The organism is Pedobacter lithocola (genome assembly GCF_042650845.1).
GTDB lineage: Bacteria > Bacteroidota > Bacteroidia > Sphingobacteriales > Sphingobacteriaceae > Pedobacter > Pedobacter lithocola.
This window is the reverse complement of record NZ_JBHSBW010000007.1, coordinates 1,486,375-1,503,429: the sequence shown is the minus strand read 5'-3', so window position 1 is coordinate 1,503,429 and position 17,055 is coordinate 1,486,375. Positions and strand designations below refer to the sequence as shown.

Genomic DNA, 17,055 nt, shown 5'->3' with positions numbered 1-17,055 from the left:
CCTAATCTGTTTTTCGGAAATAACAAAATTGAACAACTATAGTTTCGGCAATTTGAATTACAAGCTGTTAAATATTTATGTACGCGATTTAAAACATACACATATCTTTTTCTGTTACACATGAGAATAAAATACCATATAAAAAGAATATGAACGACGAGAAAAAACAGAAAGCAATTGCTTTAATAAAACAAGGATTAGAAACTGTTATGGATAGAGAATATACAGAAATATCTGAAATTCCTACCGATGACGTGAACGAATTGCAAGTGAAATACAGTTTTGTACATGATGGTATTTCGGGAATATTTACAGTTGTAGGACAAGCAAATACTGAAGAATCTACAACAGGTGATGAATTAATTAAACTTTCTTTATTTAGTAAGTTTGATGAAGATTCTACACATTATGAATCTATGACAGCAAAAGAACAAGTTGATAACGATTTGTTAAATGTTGAGGAATATTTGCATCGCCATATTAACGAAGGTTAAAAGAGCCTTATTACAAGTTTGGAATTGGAATTATCATTTCCAAACTTGTATTATTGTTTCGTAAACTGCAACCAAATCAATTAAAAATTTTCCATAAGAAAGAGTTTCCATTACCTTTTATGTAAACCCTTTTTTTATTTTCTTTTTCCAAATTAGGATAAAAACTATATCTATCCTGTATGTATTTTTGCTTCATTTCTTGGGTTAAACCAGAGAATTTATAGATATGAATTCCGTTTAAATGAGAGTTTTCAATCTTTAATATTTCAAGAAGCTTTACATTTTTAGCTAAATTCTGCACTTTATTTGGCTGTTCCTTAGATAAATAAATAATGCTTTCTGATTTTAGTTCTTCAGGCGAGTTAAGCAAAAAACTATTATGTACGGAGATTACTTTTGGCATTTCCTTACCGCCATAATATTTTAATCCGCCTGCAATTGCATAATTATCTGTTAACACGATACTGCCTAAATTATGTTCATGATCGGCAGCGAGATTTACTTTTTTTGCTAGCAATTCCCAACCACACATATCGGCAAAAAATTGTGGAATGGTGCCTTGGGTTCCGTCTTCCCAGATTAGTGGTCGCGAAAATCCAGTTATTGAAACCACATCAGAAAGATATTTTTTACATTTTGAAATTGATAAAACCGGGATTACAACAGGTAAACTAATTATTGCAAAAACGTAAAGCGTTGCAACAAAAGCTATTTGCCTTGTTAATTTAAGCTTATCTATCAAAATTGCCCAACAATACCCGCCTGCGGCGAAAAATAGTGGGAAAATACCAAGTCCATAGTAAAGTTTTCCTTTTAACACTGCAAGAATTAAAATGACGAAAAGAAATGAAATTGGCCATATTAATAAAGGATCTCTTTTCTTTTGATAAAACAAAAGGAATACAAAACCAGCCGACCAAACAGCAACACTTGCACCGTGGAAAAAAAACAACTGAAATAAATAATCGCCAGGCTCAAATGAAAACGAACCTTTTCCAACAATAGTAGAATAATGAAAAATAGGAAAGCTGTGCAGCCATTGCCAGATGATGTTGGGCGCTAAAATTAACAAAAACAGTAAAGCCGGCTTTAAAAACCTTTTAAATGCTGCCTGAAAAGATGATGGATTTAATAGGAGGGCAGCACAACCTAAAGAAACTGCATAAATTAAAATGGTGTATTTATTAAGCATTCCAAATGCAAGAGCGGCAGATGCAAGATAAAGGAATGATTCTTTCTTAGTTTTTTGAAAGGCAATTATGGCAAAGGCTAACAAAGTCCAAAAAAACTCGTCGAATACTACGGGTTGTAATAAATATGAAGTTGCTAAAAAAGAAGGCGAGCAAATTATTGCAGAGCAGGCAATAACTACAGCAAGCTTGCCACCACCAAGGTTTTTTGCAATATAACCGGTTAGTATAACCGTAAATGCAGAAAATAAGCATGGAAAAATTCTCCAACTTATAACAGATGAGCCGAATAAAATAGATGAAAGTTTACCAATCCACGTAACAAATGGTGATATATCTAAAAATCCCCAGGCAAAATCTTTACTTAGTTCTATGTAATAAAGTTCATCGGCATGTAAACCGTAGGCATTAAGGGCAATTAGATGAATTAAAAGTTTAAGAAAGCCAAAAGCAAAAATGAGTAAATCAAGTTTTGGAAAGCGCTCAAACTTTTCATTCATTTTGGCATAAGTCATATTTTACAAATATAGTATATGCATTCTACTATTTCTTTACACACAAAACTGTTGCGAAAGGCAATTTTCATGATAGATATTGAAGTGTACATTTAAGGGTAAATCTATATCTGAATCACGTAAGTTCTTTACAATTCTATCCATAATTAAAATTGGTGAATCTTCTTTAAAATGCAGTGAGATGGTATTTGGAATTTGAAAACCAATTGAAACCTGCTCGTTTTTAAAATTGCATATCAGTTTTTCAACAACTAAAATAACTTGTTCTACAAGTACTGGTTTTGCTATAAACTGGATTTCTTTGGTATGCATATTAAATGAAACATACCAGATTGGAAATAGATTTAAAAATATATTAAAAGCTATAATTATTAATTCAGCATTAAGAGATTGATTTGCAACTCACTAAGGAGAATGCTTTTCATAACATTTTGTAGAATGAAACAATTTCAAAACGACTATCTAAACACAAATTTTTTCTTTAAACGTATTAATTTTTAATTCCATGCCAACGCGAATAATGTCTGAACCTTGATGCAATAGATTTTGGCCAAACATGATTTTATGATTCCAAGTCCGGTAACTGGAAAGCGTTTTTAAAGGTTCTGCACTTTTAATAGCGGTTTGCTGGTCAACGGTAATCAGAACGCATCTAGCGCAAGGTTTCACGGCAGAAAATGAAACTTCTCCAATAGTAAAATCCTTAAAGCTGTCTTCTATATGTGGCTCACCGCCTGTAATTACAAAATTTGGTCGAAACCTATCCATTTTTATTGGATCCTTAAGTTTGGAATTTAAGTTATCAAGCGCTGATTGACCAATGATTAAACATGGATAACCATCAGCAAAACTTACAATTTCGTTATTTGTAGCATATTTTTTATCAACAGTTCGATGCGCTAGCTCCGGCATTTTTACCAATTTTACAGCCATGTTTAGATAGTTGGAGAACCAAGTACTTACATGCTCAGCTACTTCAATGCCATTGGTTAAGTCATCCCAAATGGTAACTGAAATACTATCGCCAATTTGTTGTTCAATTAAAAATGAAATTTGATGCTGTGAATTTTCTTTATGAGTTACTACGACAGTATCATCAATAATATTTACTTGTAATAATGATAGCTGTGGATATTTTCTCTGAGAAATGAACACTCCTTCGCTATCAATTAAAACCCATCTTCTGTCATATTTAAGCCCTCTATCTTCGATAATAGATTCTTCTAATTTTATCCCACCTAATGATTTTATTGGGTAAATGTAAATGGCCGAAAGGTATAACTTATCCATGCATTAAAGATAGCAAAGTGTTCATGGAAAAAGTGCTTATATTAACTTATCAGGTGTAATTGGCAATTTACGGATGCGTTTTCCTGTAGCATTAAATATTGCATTTGCAATGGCAGCTGCAACACCAACAATGCCAACCTCACCTATACCTTTTACACCCATTTTATTAGGGATTTTATCATCTTCGTTAATAAACATTGCATCAAGTTTTCCAACATCTAAATTTGAAGGCACGTGATAATCTCCAAAAGAACGTGTCGCGAAGTTACCCCATCTTGGATCGATAACAGATTCTTCACTTAGAGCCATACCAATCCCCCAAATATTTCCACCAATAATTTGAGAACGGGCAGTTTTTGGGTTAAGTATTTTACCAGCACCTGTAACTGCTAAAAATCTGGTAACTTTTACCATGCCGGTTAATGCATTTACCCTTACTTCGGCAAAGTTTGCATTGAAACTATGTGCAGAATATTGATCTGCTTCTTTAGGAGGTTTTGCATCAACCCGGGTTTGAAACTCGCTCAAGTTTTCTGAAACCATTAATTGGTAGGCTGTCGGACGAACAAAAAACTGTTTGCCCGATTTAACCAAAAGTTCATCGGTTATTTTAGTACAGGCATCGTTTACGGCATTTGCGAAACTTGCCGCTCCTACAGAGCCGACAGAACCTGCAGCAGGAGGTAGGTTAGAGTCGCCCAGCTTTACTGTAATGTATTCTAAAGAAATTCCTAATCCATCGGCTGCAGTTTGTGCTAAAATTGTATTGGTTCCTGTTCCTAAATCTGATGCTGCAATTTCTACTGTTGCCAAAACATTATTTCCCGATTTTGTTAACTTGATTATTGCAGAACTATCTCTTTGTCTAGCCGGATAAGTGCCGCAAGCAACACCATAGCCAATTAAATCATCGCCAATTTTATTGGTTCCGGGTGTAGGTTTTCTTTTTTCCCATCCAAAAGCTTTTGCGCCTTCTTTTAAACATTCAACTGTTTTCCTTGATGACCATGGTTTGCCATTTGATGGATCTTTTTGAGGTTCGTTTTTTAACCTCAATTCGATTGGATCCATTTTTAATTTATAAGCCAATTCATCCATAGCAGATTCTAAAGCAAAACTTCCTGTCGATTTTCCTGGTCCACGGGTGTAAGTTGGCAGAATAATATTCATAGGTGCCACCTTGTAAGAAATCAAAGAATTTGGTACCTCATACATAACTTTAGAGCAATCTCCACAAGGCTCTAAAAATTCATTATCTATTGCTGTTTGTGTTGTGGTTTCGTGTGCAAGACTAATGAATTTACCATCTTTTGTAGCGCCTAAACTAATTTTTTGAATATTTTGTTGCCTTAAACCAACCGAATTAAACATCTGTTGGCGTGTTAAAGCCAGTTTTACAGGGCGGTTTACTGCCTTGGCCGCAACCGCAGTAAGTATTAGGTTTGCCCACTGCCCACCTTTTGAACCGAAACCTCCACCAATAAATGGAGATACAATTCTAACTTGTTCGGCTTTTAAATTTAGTGTTTCGGCTGCAGCAGTTTGTGCACCATTGATGATTTGAGAGCCATTGTATAATATAACTTTGTCACCTTCCCAAACCGCAATGGTTGAGTGTGGCTCCATCGGGTGATGGTGTTCTATTGGTGTTTCATAAACTTCTTCAACCTTAACTGCAGCAGTATTTAACATTCCTTTAGCATCGCCACGAACTAAATCTGCAAGTTCTTTTCCTTTCGGTGTTGTTGCAGATGGCGCTAATTTTTCAAAATCAGTTTTACCCTCTTTCTTTTGGTAATCAACCTTAATTAAATGAGCTGCATGCGTTGCCTGTTCAAAAGTTTCGGCAACTACCACACCTATATTTTGGCCGTAGAAAAGAATTTCCGGACTTTGCAACAAGGCTCCGCCACGTATTCCGCCTTTCTCGTTAAGTTTTGGAGCATTTTTATGTGTGATAACGGTTAATACACCTTTAGCTTTCTCGGCTAATGTTGTATCGATGTTCGTAATGGTTCCAGCTGCTATCGTACTTTTAAAAATTACCGCAAAGGCCATATTTTTAGCCGGGTAATCGGTAGCGTAAGTTGCCTTGCCTGTTATTTTTAAAATTCCATCAATCCTGTTAACGGCTTTACCAATCGATTTATTTTTTTCTTCCATGATGATAAATTGTAAACTATGCTTTACTATCCGTTCCTCTTAACGCTATTTCTAAGGCGCTAACCATTGTGTTTTTACCCAAATCAACCTTGAATTTATTGTGCGATAGGGGTTTAGCATCGGCCATTTCTGCTTCTGCTGCAGCTTTAAAGTTTGCTGTTGTTGCCATTTTGCCTTTTAGCAAATCTTCTGCTTTTAAAGCACGCCAAGGTTTGTGTGCAACTCCACCCATTGATATATGGGCAGATACAATTTTATTTCCATCAAGAACCAAACCTGCTGCGACAGATACCAATGCAAATGCATAAGAATTACGGTCGCGAACTTTTACGTAGGCCGAATTTGATGCAAATTTGTTCTTCGGAATTTCAATTGATGTGATTAAATCTCCTCTAGTTAGGTTGTTGTCTTTTTCAGGATGTTTGCCCGGTAACCTGTGAAAATCGTTTATCGGAATGATGCGAACTTTGCCATCCGCCTGCATCACTTTTACATTTGCATCCAAAGCAGATAGTGCAATGGCCATATCTGAAGGGTAAACTGCAACACAATCTTCCGACCAGCCAAATATCGCATGCATCCTGTTAATACCTTCTTTTGCTGCGCAACCCGTACCTGGCGAACGTTTATTACAGGGCATCGCTGTATCATAAAAATAGGAGCAGCGGGTTCTTTGCACTAAGTTGCCACCATTTGTAGCCATATTTCTAATTTGGGCAGATGCCCCTGCTAAAATGGCTTTACTTAACAAAGGAAAATTTTGGCGGATAATAGGGTGGTTTGCAGCATCTGTATTTTTTCCGATAGCACCAATGGAAACTCCACCCGTGGCCAATCCTGTTGTAAGTGCTGAAATTGATGTTAAATCTAATCGAGTTAAATCAATTAATTCATCAGGTCTTTCTACGTCCTCCTTCATTAAATCAATTAGATTTGTTCCGCCAGCTAAAAAGTGTGCGTTTGGATTTTTTACCAAAAGATTTGTTGCGTTAGACGTGCTGTTGGTGCTGGTATATTTAAATGGTCTCATAATTTAGTATCGATTAAATTTAACCTGCAAAAAGCCAGTTTTGTTCAACATCTTTTCCTGTTTGAGCCTCTTTAATTGCAGCTACAATATTTGGGTAAGCACCACATCGGCAAATATTGCCCGACATTCTTTCCGCTATTTCATCATCAGAAAGTATTACGGATGATTTACTTGCTCTTATATCTTTTGTAATGTAACTGGCCTGGCCATCTTTTGCCTCTTTCATAAGTGCAACTGCCGAACAGATTTGTCCCGGAGTGCAAAAACCACATTGAAAACCATCATGTTTCAAAAATGCGGCTTGCATTGGGTTTAATTCGTTGTCTTTGGCTAAACCTTCAATCGTTATTACTGATTTTCCTTCGCATGTTGCTGCAAGTGTAAGGCATGAAAGCACACGATTTCCGTCAACAATAACGGTACAAGCACCACACTGACCGTGGTCGCAACCTTTTTTAGAACCAGTTAGGCCTAATCTTTCTCTCAAAGTATCAAGTAGTGTACTTCGCGAATCGATAAGAACTTTCTTGTTGGAAGCATTTACTTTGAAATTTACGGTTACACCATTTTCAATGGCAATTGCAGGTAAATCTTCAATTTCCATATCAATGGCTCGGGCAAAAAGTTGCTCTGCACCAATCAGGTGGCTTGCCAGTAAACCTGCCGAAGCCAAGCCTACCAATTTCATGAAATGCCTTCTGTTTAGTCCCGATTGTGCAATTTCTGCTAATTCTTCGGGCATGAGGTCGCCGAAAAGTTTTATTTCCTCTTCTGTGAGTTGAGTTTTATTCTGATTCATGCTTTTGTTCTGCTGGTTTTTAATATTTGCTAACAATTTGATTAACAGATATACTTTGGAAGAACAGCGGAGGCGAGCTAAGGTTTTATGGAATCAGAAATATTACAGAATTTAATGTCTTTCGCCTTTTATTACTTTAAAAACATGTAATACCTGAGGGAAAAGAGCATCCATGCTTTCCTGAGCGCCTTTAACTGAACCGGGAAATGTTAACACCAAAGTATTGTTAATTAATCCACTAACACTTCTTGATAACATTGCATAAGGCATCCTTTCTTGTCCGTATCGCCTTGCGGTTTCCATGATACCATCTATCGATTTTTCTATTAATGGCGCAATAGCATCACTGGTAACATCACGAGGAGAAAGTCCGGTGCCGCCTGTAAAAATTAGAAGATCAACTTTTTGTGCTAATGTTTTGGCTTTTGTTTGGATGGTATCAAAATCATCAGCAATTACTTCATAAATTTCGGTCTGAATACCTAAAGCTTCGAGTTTGGATACGATAACTTTACCTGATTTATCTGTTCCATTACCAGCCGAAATGGTATCTGAGCAAACAATTACTGCTGCTTTTAAATCAATAAAATCTAATTTGTTAAAATCTGTTTTACCTCCCGATTTTTTAAGCAGTTTAATAGATTCAATTTCCACACCTTTATCTATCGGTTTAAGCATATCGTACATGGTTAATGCCGTAACCGATGCGCCGTGCATAGCTTCTACCTCCACGCCAGTTTTATAAATGGTATGTACTTCAACCGAAATTATTATGGATAAATCTTTAATATCGTAGGTTATTGCGGTAAATTCTACGGGTAATGGGTGGCAATCGGGTATAACATCACTGGTTTTTTTTACGCCAAGCAAACCTGCTGCCCTGGCAAATTCAAACACATCTCCTTTAGGTACTTTACGTTGTTCTACAGCTTCTATGGTTTCTTTTTTTGACACTTTTACGGTTGCCGTTGCAATGGCAATGCGGAGCGTATTAGATTTATGAGTGATGTTAACCATATTATTTATTTTCTTTCCATTGATGTGTTCCGTCTTCAAAAATTTCTTTGCCCCAAATTGGAAGTTCTGCTTTTAATCGTTCTACAATTTCCTCACAAGCAGCGATTGCCGGTTTTCGATGTGCCGATGAAGTAAATACAAAAAGACAAATTTCACCTGCTTTTATGGTGCCTAAAGATTGGTAAATATGCATGCAGGTTAAAGGATATTTATTGAATATGTCTTCCCTAATTTCATGCATTTGCGATAAGGCAGTTTCTTCATAAGCCGTATAGTCGATTGCTGAAACCATTTTTCCGTCAATTTCATCGGCCCGTACCTGACCTAAAAAAATACTATGGCCACCAATTTCTTTTTTAGAACTATGTTTTGCAATACTATCGGCGATAAAGGTGGGGCTTATTGCACCCTGAACAAAAATATTTTTAATTTTTTTATCTGTCATTTTTGGGATGTAAAAAAGTGCTTCCAACGGGCAATTCCGCCTTTGAGGCTATAAATGTTTTTAGCGGTTCCGTATTTCTCGTGAAGTTGTTCTGCAGCTGCTAAACTTCTTATGCCGTGTTGGCAAACTAATACAATATTCGTTTCTACGAGATTTTCGTTCATCAGCTTTTCAAAATTCGACATTGGAAACTGTTTATAGTTTTCCTGATTTAACTGCGGTATTTCGTATACTTCACGCACATCAATAAGTACGGTATCATTATTTGTCTTGATGTTTTGCAGTTCATCAATATCTATTTCTATCACCTTGTAAATTTTTTCATCCATAAAATACCCAAATTTGGTGTTTAAAAATGAGTTTTCATCTTTTGGTATTTCGTAACTGTTTATCAATCCAGGAAAAAGTTCAATCTCGTAAAACGATTGCTGCAACAAGTTATAATTCAACAATTTATTTATTAAAGGTTTGCCAATTCCCGTCAAGATTTTTATCGCTTCAGCAGCTTGCATGGTGCCGATTATGCCGGGTAAAACACCAATAACGCCATTTTCAGAACAATTTGGAATTTCTCCCTTCTCAGGGGGGATTGGAAAAATATCACGATAGTTTGTCGTTATTCCACTATCATCAAGTATGTTAAAAATTGCCAGCTGACCCTCATAGGCGGAAACTGCAGCAAATATTAAGGGCTTTTTTAATAAAACACAAGCATCGTTTATAAGATATCTTGTTTCAAAATTATCTGTCCCGTCGATTATTACATCGTATTCTTTTAAAATATTTAGAATGTTGGTTTGGCCAATAAAAAATGGATAGGCTTTTAACGAAATTTCAGGATTTAATGCAGAAAGATTTTCAGTGGCAACATCAACTTTTAACTTCCCAACATCATTTGTGGTAAATAATAATTGGCGATGAAGATTACTCAATGATACCACATCACCATCGATAAAGCCTAAAGTACCAACACCAGCGGCTGCAAGATATTGTAGCGCAGGGCAACCCAAACCGCCAACACCGATAACTAAAACCTTTGCATTAGCAAGTTTTTCCTGACCGATTGTGCCGAAGCCATTTAATATAACTTGTCTGTTGTATCTCTCGCTCATTAATTATTTATCCCCCAGAGAAAGGTGGCATAATTGCAACAACATCACCCGATAAAAGTTTATGGTTTTGTTGTACAATTTGCTTGTTTAAGGCCAATTTATATTTAATTTCTTTAAGCTTTGGATATGTTTTTTCAAGATGCTGTTTCAAGCTATCGGTATCAAAAATCTCATCCACATGTAAACTATTAATGGTAATAAATTCAGCAATTTTGCCGAAACTTAAAATGTTGATTTCCATGTTGCTAATTTACCAGATGAATATTCATTTTTAAGCATAAGTAAAAAGAAGTTTATACGCTGCAAGCGCTAAAACGCATGCTAAAACATTTTTTAAAATGGTTTGTGGGAATTTCAAAGCACCAAAGTATGCACCACATAATCCACCAACAAAAGCAACAACTACGTATGCAATCATGTCATTGTTAAAAGTAATTCCTTTAACTAGCTGACCGCCAAGCCCTGCAACTGAATTTACGAAGATAAAGGCAGCGCTTATAGCTGCGGTTTGCTTTTGGTCTGTCCATTTTAACAGTAATAGGATTGGAGATAGAATGATACCGCCACCAATGCCAATCATGCCTGAAAGTAAGCCGATAATGCCACCGATAAGCAGTGATAGTGCAAAATTAGCAGGTTTAAAATCTTTAGGTTCTGTATTTTTAAAAAAGAAGAAACGTGCTACAGGTATCAATAGCAATGCGCCAAGTATTTTTTTGTAAATGTTGCTATCTATTGCCATAGTGCCGCCAACAAAAGAAAGTGGTACAGAAGTTAAAGCAAAGGGCCAAAATATTTTCCATTTAAAATGCCCGCCACGATAAAACTGAATGAATGAAACAGAAGAAACAAACAGATTGAGTAGGAGTGCTGTAGGTTTCATAATTAACGGCGAAATGGCAAAAATTGCCATTAAAGCCAAATAACCACTTGCGCCGCCATGCCCAACAGAAGAATATAAAAACGCAACGATAAATAAAAGTCCGAAAAATAGTAAAAGTTCTGCCTGCATTATTTACGCTATTCTGGTATTAATAAAACGTTAACCACATCACCCTTTGCAAAATGTTCTTCTCCTTCCTCTAACATAATCAGGCAGTTAGCTTGTGCAAAAGAACTTAATCTATACGAATCTTGAGCACCAAGAGCAGCTGCTTTTCCATCATTATAATTTCCTTTTAAAAAATGTGTTAGTCCGATTGGTTTTTTATAATCATTTAACAATTCTGCCTTAATTTCTTTTACTGGATTTTGCTTGCCCGAAAACAAAGATATGGCCGGCAATACATAGTTATAAAAGCAGCTTAAAACTGATGAAGGGTTACCAGGTAAACCAAATATTAGTTTCTGATTTAGCTTACCGAAGAATAATGGTTTGCCGGGTTTCTGCTTAACCTTATGAAAAATTTGTTCGATGTTGCATAATCTGGAAGCCTCTAAAACGAAATCATAATCGCCAACACTTACACCACCGGTTAAAATAATAATATCGCTTTGCGATAATACCTTCTGAATAACCTGAGTTAAAATTTCTAAATCATCATCAGCTTCAAGTACCGCTACATCTGTTATTCCAGCCTGATTTAAAGCAGCGGTTAGGGAGTAAGAATTGGATTCATAAACTTGCCCGAACAATAAAGGGAAACCAGGTTTGGTAAGTTCTTTTCCGGTAAGAATTATCGAAACTTTTGGTAAAGGATAAACTAAAACTTCAGTAACCCCTACACCTGCTAAAAAACCAATTGCTGCGGCAGTTAGGTAGTTTCCTTCTTGCATCGCAAGCGCACCAATTTCTATTTCCGAACCTTCATCTCTTGTATTTAAACCCAAAGAAAGATTGTTATCTTGAATGATGAGTTTGCCATTTTCTAAAGATATTTTTTCTTGCATCACCACCGTATCGGCTCCATGTGGCAAAGGTGCTCCCGTAAAAATTCGGCAGGCTTGTCCTGCTGTAATTTCAAGATTTTGTGAGGTTCCGGCCGCCATTTCGCCAACCAATTCGAGAGGCAAATCCTTATCAGAGAACTTTATGGCGTAACCATCCATAGAGGATTGTTTAAAAGCAGGAATGTTGCAAATCGCATAAACATCGGCTGCCAAAACGTGCTGATGTGACGCAGAAATATGCTGAATAATTGGTGAGCATTTTAATGTATGCTCAACAATTAATTGTTTTGCTTCTTGTACCGTTATCATCAATTTAGCCGCCAATGGTAATCATACTTCTGTTGGTAAGTGTATCTGCATCAAGGTTTTCGAAATGTTTACCTAACTGACCGCCAAGTTCTTTTTCTTTTGCCCATATTGATGCTTTTATCAAAGGCAAAATTTCCTCTCCGGCACGATACGCAGTTAATAAATCAGTTTCACCAACAGAGAATAAACAGTTTTTTAATTTGCCATCTGCGGTTAACCGCATTCTGTTGCAAGTGCTGCAAAACGGGGCCGTCATGGTGCTAATAATCGCGAATGAACCTTCATGTCCGGGAATCATAAAGCCTTTAGCCGTATCATTTGGAGCCGATTTTACTGGCAAAGCAATAAAATCCAGTTCAACGGTTTTTAGTATTTCATCAAGCGAAAACATTTTATTGCTTGTCCATTTGTTGCCAGTAAAAGGCATAAATTCTATAAACCTGATTTGAATCGGGTTGTGCTTTGTCCAGTTGATAAAGTCTTTTATTTCGCCATCATTTAAACCTTTCATCACAACCATGTTTACCTTTACCGTAATTTTATGTTGAAGCAATAGTTCGATATTACTTCTAACCTGATGGAAAACATCCCGCCTGGTTATCATAAAAAACTTTTCGGGTTGGAGTGTATCTAAACTGATATTAACGGTCTTAATTCCAGCTTCTAACAAAACTGGTAGCATTTCTGAAATGCGTGTGCCATTGGTCGTAATTACCAGTTCTACAGGTAATTTTCCAAGACCTAAAATAATTTCTGCAGCATCTTTTCTTACCAAAGGTTCACCACCTGTAAGTCTGATTTTTTTTACACCTTGCTCTACAAATGTTTTAGCAATTGCTAAAATTTCGTTTGGTTGCATTAATCGTGATGCAGGTGTAAAATCGTAATCTTCTTCTGGCATGCAATAAAAGCAGCGGAAATTACAATTATCTGTTAACGATATGCGTAAATAATCATGCACTCTTCCAAACGAATCTGCTATCATTTATGGTTTATTAAATTTTTATAGTCACTTTCTGTATCAATATCAATGCTGCCCAATTCAAAAGGAACCGAAGCAGTATCATCAATATTTTGTTTTATTAAATCTTTAGCTCCAACCGAGCCTTGCAAATTTACCAATTTACTAAAGTACTTTTTATTGAACAACGTTGGCGTACCTGTTGTTTTCGAATAAGAAGAGGTAACAATACTTTTATTATCCGTTTGGTGTTTTTTATATAGCGCTGTAAAAACATCTGCCGTAATGTGCGCTTGGTCGGCTACGGTTATAATTGCATTTTCTGTATCTGGGAAATCTTTTAAAACTTCATTTATGCCTATTCCAATGCTTGATGACATACCACTTTCCCACTGTTCATTTAGAATGTAAATAACATCCGGATGATTGTGCAAAGCTTTAATTTCATTCGCGTAAGCACCAAGAACGACTATAACAGGATGAAATTGTGTCGTCAATGCAGCTTCTGTAACTATTTGCAACAGCGTTTGCTCTTTGTATTTTAACAGTTGTTTTGGTTTACCCAGCCTGCTCGAATTCCCGGCTGCTAAAATGATAATTGCGGTATTCATTAATCGTTTTTTAATCGTAGAAATGGATAGGGTTTTTCTTTTCTTTTAGCATCATGGCCGATGCACCGGTGAAGACAGTTTTAATTTCTGCAACAATAGAAACTGCAATTTCTTCTGGCGTTTCGGCACCAATATCTAAACCAATTGGTCCGTACACCCTCAATAAACTTTCATTTTGATTTAATTCATCCAACATTCTAACCAATTTCTTTTTCGGACCTAAAGTGCCGATGTAATTTGCATCTGTTTTTAATAAAATCTCAAGCAATTCGAGATCGTAATTATAATTGTGTGTCATTAGCACAAAAGCAGTTTGCTCGTCAATGGCCAATTGGGTAAATATTTGATTTGGTTTAGATACCAGTGTTTTCTTCACATTTGGAAATCTTTGTGTTGTGCAGTGCGTTTGCCTTCCATCAACAACAATTACTTCCCAACCCAAGATGTTGGCTATTTCTGCCAAGGGTTGTGCGTCATTGCCGGCGCCAGCAATAACAAGTTGTATTGGCGGCGGAATGAACTCTAATAAAGCATCAAATTCTACTCCGTTAACGGTATATGTTTCAATTCGTGAAAGTTTAAGTTTTAATACATCAAAGGCATCATTTTTAACAGCGCCAGCGATTTCTTCATCGAGTTTTTCTATAAAACTTTTTTCCCTGAACAACATCACAGAACCTGGCTGATGTTTATCTTTCATAGAAAAAAGCGTAGCAAACACACAGTTTTCGCGATTGGAATTAGCAGCTTTTAATAACTCGATGGGATTAAGTGCATCTTCAGCAAAAATGGGTTCGAACAGAATGTGTACAATGCCATTGCAACCTAGCTGAACACCAAATTTAGCATCATCTTCATCGGTTGTATCATAGGTAACAAGTTTATTTTCACCTTGATGAATTGCAGATAGCGCTTTTCTTAATGCATCACCTTCCAGGCAACCACCGCTTATCGCACCGGTTAACATCCCATCATCCGTTACCAACATTCTGGCTCCCGGCCTGCGGTAAGATGAACCCTCAACATTAACAACTGTTGCCAATGCAGATTTTTTACCACTTGATGATGCTTTTTTGTAAGCGTTAAGAATATCAACGATTTCTTTCATAGGGAATTTTATTTGGCTTGAAAACCTAGTTTGAATTGTTCAGCCTATTCAAAGATAACAGACTGAAGGCTTTTATGTGTTGGTGTGTTAAATAAATTACTTGCAAATGTGAGATAGAAAGATTTATTGTAGGTTTACTATAGGAATATAATCATAAATCAATTTCTTAATCAGATATTTAAACCATTGCATATTGCGATTACCAATAACGCCATTTTGTAATTATATTCGTATGCTTACAAATTATGTTGCCTTTAGAATATTTATCGGATAAAGAATTGCTTCAATTATTACAAAAGGGAGATGAAGCGGCTTTTTCTGAAATTTTCAACCGTTACTGGGAAAGATTAGCTTCATATTCTATAGGATTAACAAAATCTGAAGAAGAATCTGCAGATATTGTGCAAGAAATATTTATTTCTATATGGAATAGACGAGAAGCATTAACCATTAATGGAAGTTTAGCAGCATATTTAATTAAAAGCGCAAAAAATTTATCGCTCCGGTACATTCAAAGAAACAATCATTCAACAGAATTTGTAGAAAAGCTTGCCGAATTTATTGCAGATAATTCGCAGGATATTGAAGAAAACATTTCAGTTAAAGAATTGCAGCTCGAAATTGATAATGCAGTAGCTAAAATTCCCAAAAAAATGCTCACGATTTATTTATTAAGTAGAGATGAGCAATTATCTTACCGTGAAATATCAAAAAAGCTAAACATATCTGAAGGTACAGTTAAAAAGCAAATCAGTAATGCGCTTAAAATTATCAGTAATTCGTTAAAAGGCAAACTTTCTGTGTTTAGCTATGCATTATTACTGCAGTTTTTAAAATAATATCAATTATTTTAAAATAAATCTACCACCAAGTTTATGTTTTTGGAACATCATAGTGTTAACACACTCAACATGTTGATGATTTATGAAAACTGAGCAAGCCAAAGAACTATTACAGAGGTATCTTAATGAAAATGTAAGTCCGAAGGAACAGCATTTAGTAGATGCTTTTGTAGAAGAACAACTCTTATCGCATACTTGGGAAGCATCTGAAGATGAAAGAAAAATTTTTGCTCAAAAAGTAAAAAGTCGTTTGCACACCCAGATGCATCACCAAAAAAATCAGGACGCAACTTTATTGGTAAAGAAACCGAAGTTTATTAAACTATGGTACTTCTCTGCAGCTGCGATGATAGCAGTTCTATTTGTTGCCGGATTGTATTTCTTCAATACAAGAAATCAATCTACATCTGAACGATACGCAAATGATGTTCTTCCAGGTAAAAACCAGGCAATTTTAACCCTTAGCAACGGCCAAAAAATAGATTTAAATAACAGCAATAATGGCGAGCTGGCAAAACTAAACGGGATTAGTATTAAGAAAGCAGCCGATGGATTGTTGGTGTTTTCAGTTTTAAATGCTGAGCCAAACCGTAAAATAAATTTTAATACGATTGAAACGCCATTAGGCGGACAGTATCAAATAAACTTACCCGATGGAACAAAAGTTTGGCTGAATTCGGGTACAAAGTTAACGTTTCCCGATCGTTTTACCGATGCAAAAAGGAAGGTTGAGCTTTCTGGAGAAGCCTATTTTGAAGTTGCGAAAGATAAAAATCACCCATTTTTGGTAAGTAGCAATGCACAACAAGTTGAAGTTTTAGGAACACATTTTAATGTAAATAGTTATAGCAACGAACCATTTGTAAAAACTACTTTATTAGAAGGTTCTGTAAAAGTTTTCAATTCGATTTCTGAAAAAACCATCGTTCCTGGAGAACAAATTACCTGGAGAAACAACTACTTTGATGTAGAACAAATCGACCCTTCGATTGCAATTGATTGGAAAAACGGTGAATTTAGATTTAAAGATGAAGGATTAGAAAGTATCCTGCGCAAGCTATCCAGATGGTACCAAGTAGAATTTGTTGTAGAAAAAGGTGTTGATAAACTACCGGCATTTTCGGGTTCGGTATCACGCTTCGATCAAATTTCTGTGGTGCTTAAGATGCTTGAAGAAACCGGCGACATAAAATTCTATATAAAAGGAAAAAACATAATAGTAAAGCCATAACATTTCGGGCTTAACCATCCCGAATTAATAAATAATATCAACTAAATA

Annotated in this window: 18 protein-coding genes; 3 read left to right on the top strand and 15 right to left on the bottom strand. The window is 35.9% G+C overall.

Annotation, left to right across the window (positions count from 1 at the left end; translation table 11 throughout):
- Positions 1–149: 149 nt before the first annotated feature.
- Positions 150–494 carry a hypothetical protein gene (locus ACFOWA_RS08760; RefSeq protein ID WP_378984097.1) on the top strand — a complete coding sequence of 115 codons (345 nt, stop codon included), beginning with the start codon at positions 150–152 and terminating at the stop codon, positions 492–494.
- Between the two features lie 76 nt (positions 495–570).
- Here the strand turns inward: ACFOWA_RS08760 and ACFOWA_RS08755 are convergent, their stop codons facing one another.
- The 15 genes from ACFOWA_RS08755 to ACFOWA_RS08685 all read right to left on the bottom strand — a co-directional run bounded on the left by ACFOWA_RS08755 (position 571) and on the right by ACFOWA_RS08685 (position 14,934).
- Positions 571–2,199, bottom strand: coding sequence for an ArnT family glycosyltransferase (locus ACFOWA_RS08755; protein ID WP_378984096.1), 1,629 nt, complete (start codon positions 2,197–2,199; stop codon positions 571–573).
- A 36-nt stretch (positions 2,200–2,235) separates the two neighbouring features.
- Positions 2,236–2,511, bottom strand: coding sequence for a hypothetical protein (locus ACFOWA_RS08750; protein ID WP_378984093.1), 276 nt, complete (start codon positions 2,509–2,511; stop codon positions 2,236–2,238).
- Between the two features lie 150 nt (positions 2,512–2,661).
- Positions 2,662–3,489, bottom strand: coding sequence for an MOSC domain-containing protein (locus ACFOWA_RS08745; protein ID WP_378984091.1), 828 nt, complete (start codon positions 3,487–3,489; stop codon positions 2,662–2,664).
- Positions 3,490–3,525: 36 nt separating this feature from the next.
- Positions 3,526–5,652, bottom strand: coding sequence for a xanthine dehydrogenase family protein molybdopterin-binding subunit (locus tag ACFOWA_RS08740; protein ID WP_378984088.1), 2,127 nt, complete (start codon positions 5,650–5,652; stop codon positions 3,526–3,528).
- Between the two features lie 16 nt (positions 5,653–5,668).
- Entirely contained in the window at positions 5,669–6,682 is a 1,014-nt protein-coding gene (locus ACFOWA_RS08735) for an FAD binding domain-containing protein (RefSeq protein ID WP_378984087.1), read from the bottom strand.
- A gap of 19 nt (positions 6,683–6,701) precedes the next feature.
- Entirely contained in the window at positions 6,702–7,481 is a 780-nt protein-coding gene (locus ACFOWA_RS08730; protein ID WP_378984085.1) for a 2Fe-2S iron-sulfur cluster-binding protein, read from the bottom strand.
- Positions 7,482–7,592: 111 nt separating this feature from the next.
- Positions 7,593–8,498: a bifunctional molybdenum cofactor biosynthesis protein MoaC/MoaB gene (gene moaCB / locus ACFOWA_RS08725; protein ID WP_378984083.1), complete on the bottom strand. Its 906-nt coding sequence runs from the start codon at positions 8,496–8,498 to the stop codon at positions 7,593–7,595.
- 1 nt (position 8,499) lies between these two features.
- The gene (locus ACFOWA_RS08720) at positions 8,500–8,943 is read right to left on the bottom strand and encodes a molybdenum cofactor biosynthesis protein MoaE (protein WP_378984081.1); all 444 of its coding nucleotides are present in this window, start codon (positions 8,941–8,943) and stop codon (positions 8,500–8,502) included.
- On the bottom strand, positions 8,940–10,055 hold the full coding sequence (locus tag ACFOWA_RS08715) for a ThiF family adenylyltransferase (RefSeq protein ID WP_378984078.1): 1,116 nt from the start codon (positions 10,053–10,055) through the stop codon (positions 8,940–8,942). The genes ACFOWA_RS08720 and ACFOWA_RS08715 overlap by 4 nt, the downstream gene beginning before the upstream one ends.
- Before the next feature lie 7 nt (positions 10,056–10,062).
- Positions 10,063–10,296 carry a MoaD/ThiS family protein gene (locus ACFOWA_RS08710; RefSeq protein ID WP_378984077.1) on the bottom strand — a complete coding sequence of 78 codons (234 nt, stop codon included), beginning with the start codon at positions 10,294–10,296 and terminating at the stop codon, positions 10,063–10,065.
- A 30-nt stretch (positions 10,297–10,326) separates the two neighbouring features.
- Entirely contained in the window at positions 10,327–11,067 is a 741-nt protein-coding gene (locus ACFOWA_RS08705; RefSeq protein ID WP_378984074.1) for a sulfite exporter TauE/SafE family protein, read from the bottom strand.
- An 8-nt stretch (positions 11,068–11,075) separates the two neighbouring features.
- Positions 11,076–12,254, bottom strand: a complete 1,179-nt coding sequence (locus tag ACFOWA_RS08700) for a molybdopterin molybdotransferase MoeA (RefSeq protein WP_378984071.1) — start codon at positions 12,252–12,254, stop codon at positions 11,076–11,078.
- Positions 12,255–12,258: 4 nt separating this feature from the next.
- Positions 12,259–13,239: a GTP 3',8-cyclase MoaA gene (moaA, locus tag ACFOWA_RS08695; protein WP_378984067.1), complete on the bottom strand. Its 981-nt coding sequence runs from the start codon at positions 13,237–13,239 to the stop codon at positions 12,259–12,261.
- Positions 13,236–13,826 (bottom strand): nucleotidyltransferase family protein, encoded by a 591-nt coding sequence (locus tag ACFOWA_RS08690; protein WP_378984065.1) that lies wholly within the window; start codon positions 13,824–13,826, stop codon positions 13,236–13,238. The genes moaA and ACFOWA_RS08690 overlap by 4 nt, the downstream gene beginning before the upstream one ends.
- A gap of 10 nt (positions 13,827–13,836) precedes the next feature.
- Positions 13,837–14,934, bottom strand: a complete 1,098-nt coding sequence (locus ACFOWA_RS08685; protein ID WP_378984062.1) for an XdhC family protein — start codon at positions 14,932–14,934, stop codon at positions 13,837–13,839.
- A 245-nt stretch (positions 14,935–15,179) separates the two neighbouring features.
- Here ACFOWA_RS08685 and ACFOWA_RS08680 point away from each other — a divergent pair, with 245 nt between their 5' ends.
- Both ACFOWA_RS08680 and ACFOWA_RS08675 read left to right on the top strand, forming a co-directional pair.
- A complete protein-coding gene (locus ACFOWA_RS08680) occupies positions 15,180–15,773 on the top strand; it encodes an RNA polymerase sigma factor (protein WP_378984060.1) in 594 nt (197 codons plus the stop codon).
- An 85-nt stretch (positions 15,774–15,858) separates the two neighbouring features.
- A complete protein-coding gene (locus tag ACFOWA_RS08675; RefSeq protein WP_378984058.1) occupies positions 15,859–17,007 on the top strand; it encodes a FecR family protein in 1,149 nt (382 codons plus the stop codon).
- The last annotated feature ends 48 nt before the right edge of the window (positions 17,008–17,055 follow it).

What these genes read in the sequence shown, in the direction of transcription:
- ACFOWA_RS08760 (WP_378984097.1), top strand. Translation starts at nt 150, where the DNA reads ATGAACGACGAGAAAAAACAGAAAGCAATTGCTTTAATAAAACAAGGA.
- ACFOWA_RS08755 (WP_378984096.1), bottom strand. Translation starts at nt 2,199, where the DNA reads ATGACTTATGCCAAAATGAATGAAAAGTTTGAGCGCTTTCCAAAACTT.
- ACFOWA_RS08750 (WP_378984093.1), bottom strand. Translation starts at nt 2,511, where the DNA reads ATGCATACCAAAGAAATCCAGTTTATAGCAAAACCAGTACTTGTAGAA.
- ACFOWA_RS08745 (WP_378984091.1), bottom strand. Translation starts at nt 3,489, where the DNA reads ATGGATAAGTTATACCTTTCGGCCATTTACATTTACCCAATAAAATCA.
- ACFOWA_RS08740 (WP_378984088.1), bottom strand. Translation starts at nt 5,652, where the DNA reads ATGGAAGAAAAAAATAAATCGATTGGTAAAGCCGTTAACAGGATTGAT.
- ACFOWA_RS08735 (WP_378984087.1), bottom strand. Translation starts at nt 6,682, where the DNA reads ATGAGACCATTTAAATATACCAGCACCAACAGCACGTCTAACGCAACA.
- ACFOWA_RS08730 (WP_378984085.1), bottom strand. Translation starts at nt 7,481, where the DNA reads ATGAATCAGAATAAAACTCAACTCACAGAAGAGGAAATAAAACTTTTC.
- moaCB (WP_378984083.1), bottom strand. Translation starts at nt 8,498, where the DNA reads ATGGTTAACATCACTCATAAATCTAATACGCTCCGCATTGCCATTGCA.
- ACFOWA_RS08720 (WP_378984081.1), bottom strand. Translation starts at nt 8,943, where the DNA reads ATGACAGATAAAAAAATTAAAAATATTTTTGTTCAGGGTGCAATAAGC.
- ACFOWA_RS08715 (WP_378984078.1), bottom strand. Translation starts at nt 10,055, where the DNA reads ATGAGCGAGAGATACAACAGACAAGTTATATTAAATGGCTTCGGCACA.
- ACFOWA_RS08710 (WP_378984077.1), bottom strand. Translation starts at nt 10,296, where the DNA reads ATGGAAATCAACATTTTAAGTTTCGGCAAAATTGCTGAATTTATTACC.
- ACFOWA_RS08705 (WP_378984074.1), bottom strand. Translation starts at nt 11,067, where the DNA reads ATGCAGGCAGAACTTTTACTATTTTTCGGACTTTTATTTATCGTTGCG.
- ACFOWA_RS08700 (WP_378984071.1), bottom strand. Translation starts at nt 12,254, where the DNA reads ATGATAACGGTACAAGAAGCAAAACAATTAATTGTTGAGCATACATTA.
- moaA (WP_378984067.1), bottom strand. Translation starts at nt 13,239, where the DNA reads ATGATAGCAGATTCGTTTGGAAGAGTGCATGATTATTTACGCATATCG.
- ACFOWA_RS08690 (WP_378984065.1), bottom strand. Translation starts at nt 13,826, where the DNA reads ATGAATACCGCAATTATCATTTTAGCAGCCGGGAATTCGAGCAGGCTG.
- ACFOWA_RS08685 (WP_378984062.1), bottom strand. Translation starts at nt 14,934, where the DNA reads ATGAAAGAAATCGTTGATATTCTTAACGCTTACAAAAAAGCATCATCA.
- ACFOWA_RS08680 (WP_378984060.1), top strand. Translation starts at nt 15,180, where the DNA reads ATGTTGCCTTTAGAATATTTATCGGATAAAGAATTGCTTCAATTATTA.
- ACFOWA_RS08675 (WP_378984058.1), top strand. Translation starts at nt 15,859, where the DNA reads ATGAAAACTGAGCAAGCCAAAGAACTATTACAGAGGTATCTTAATGAA.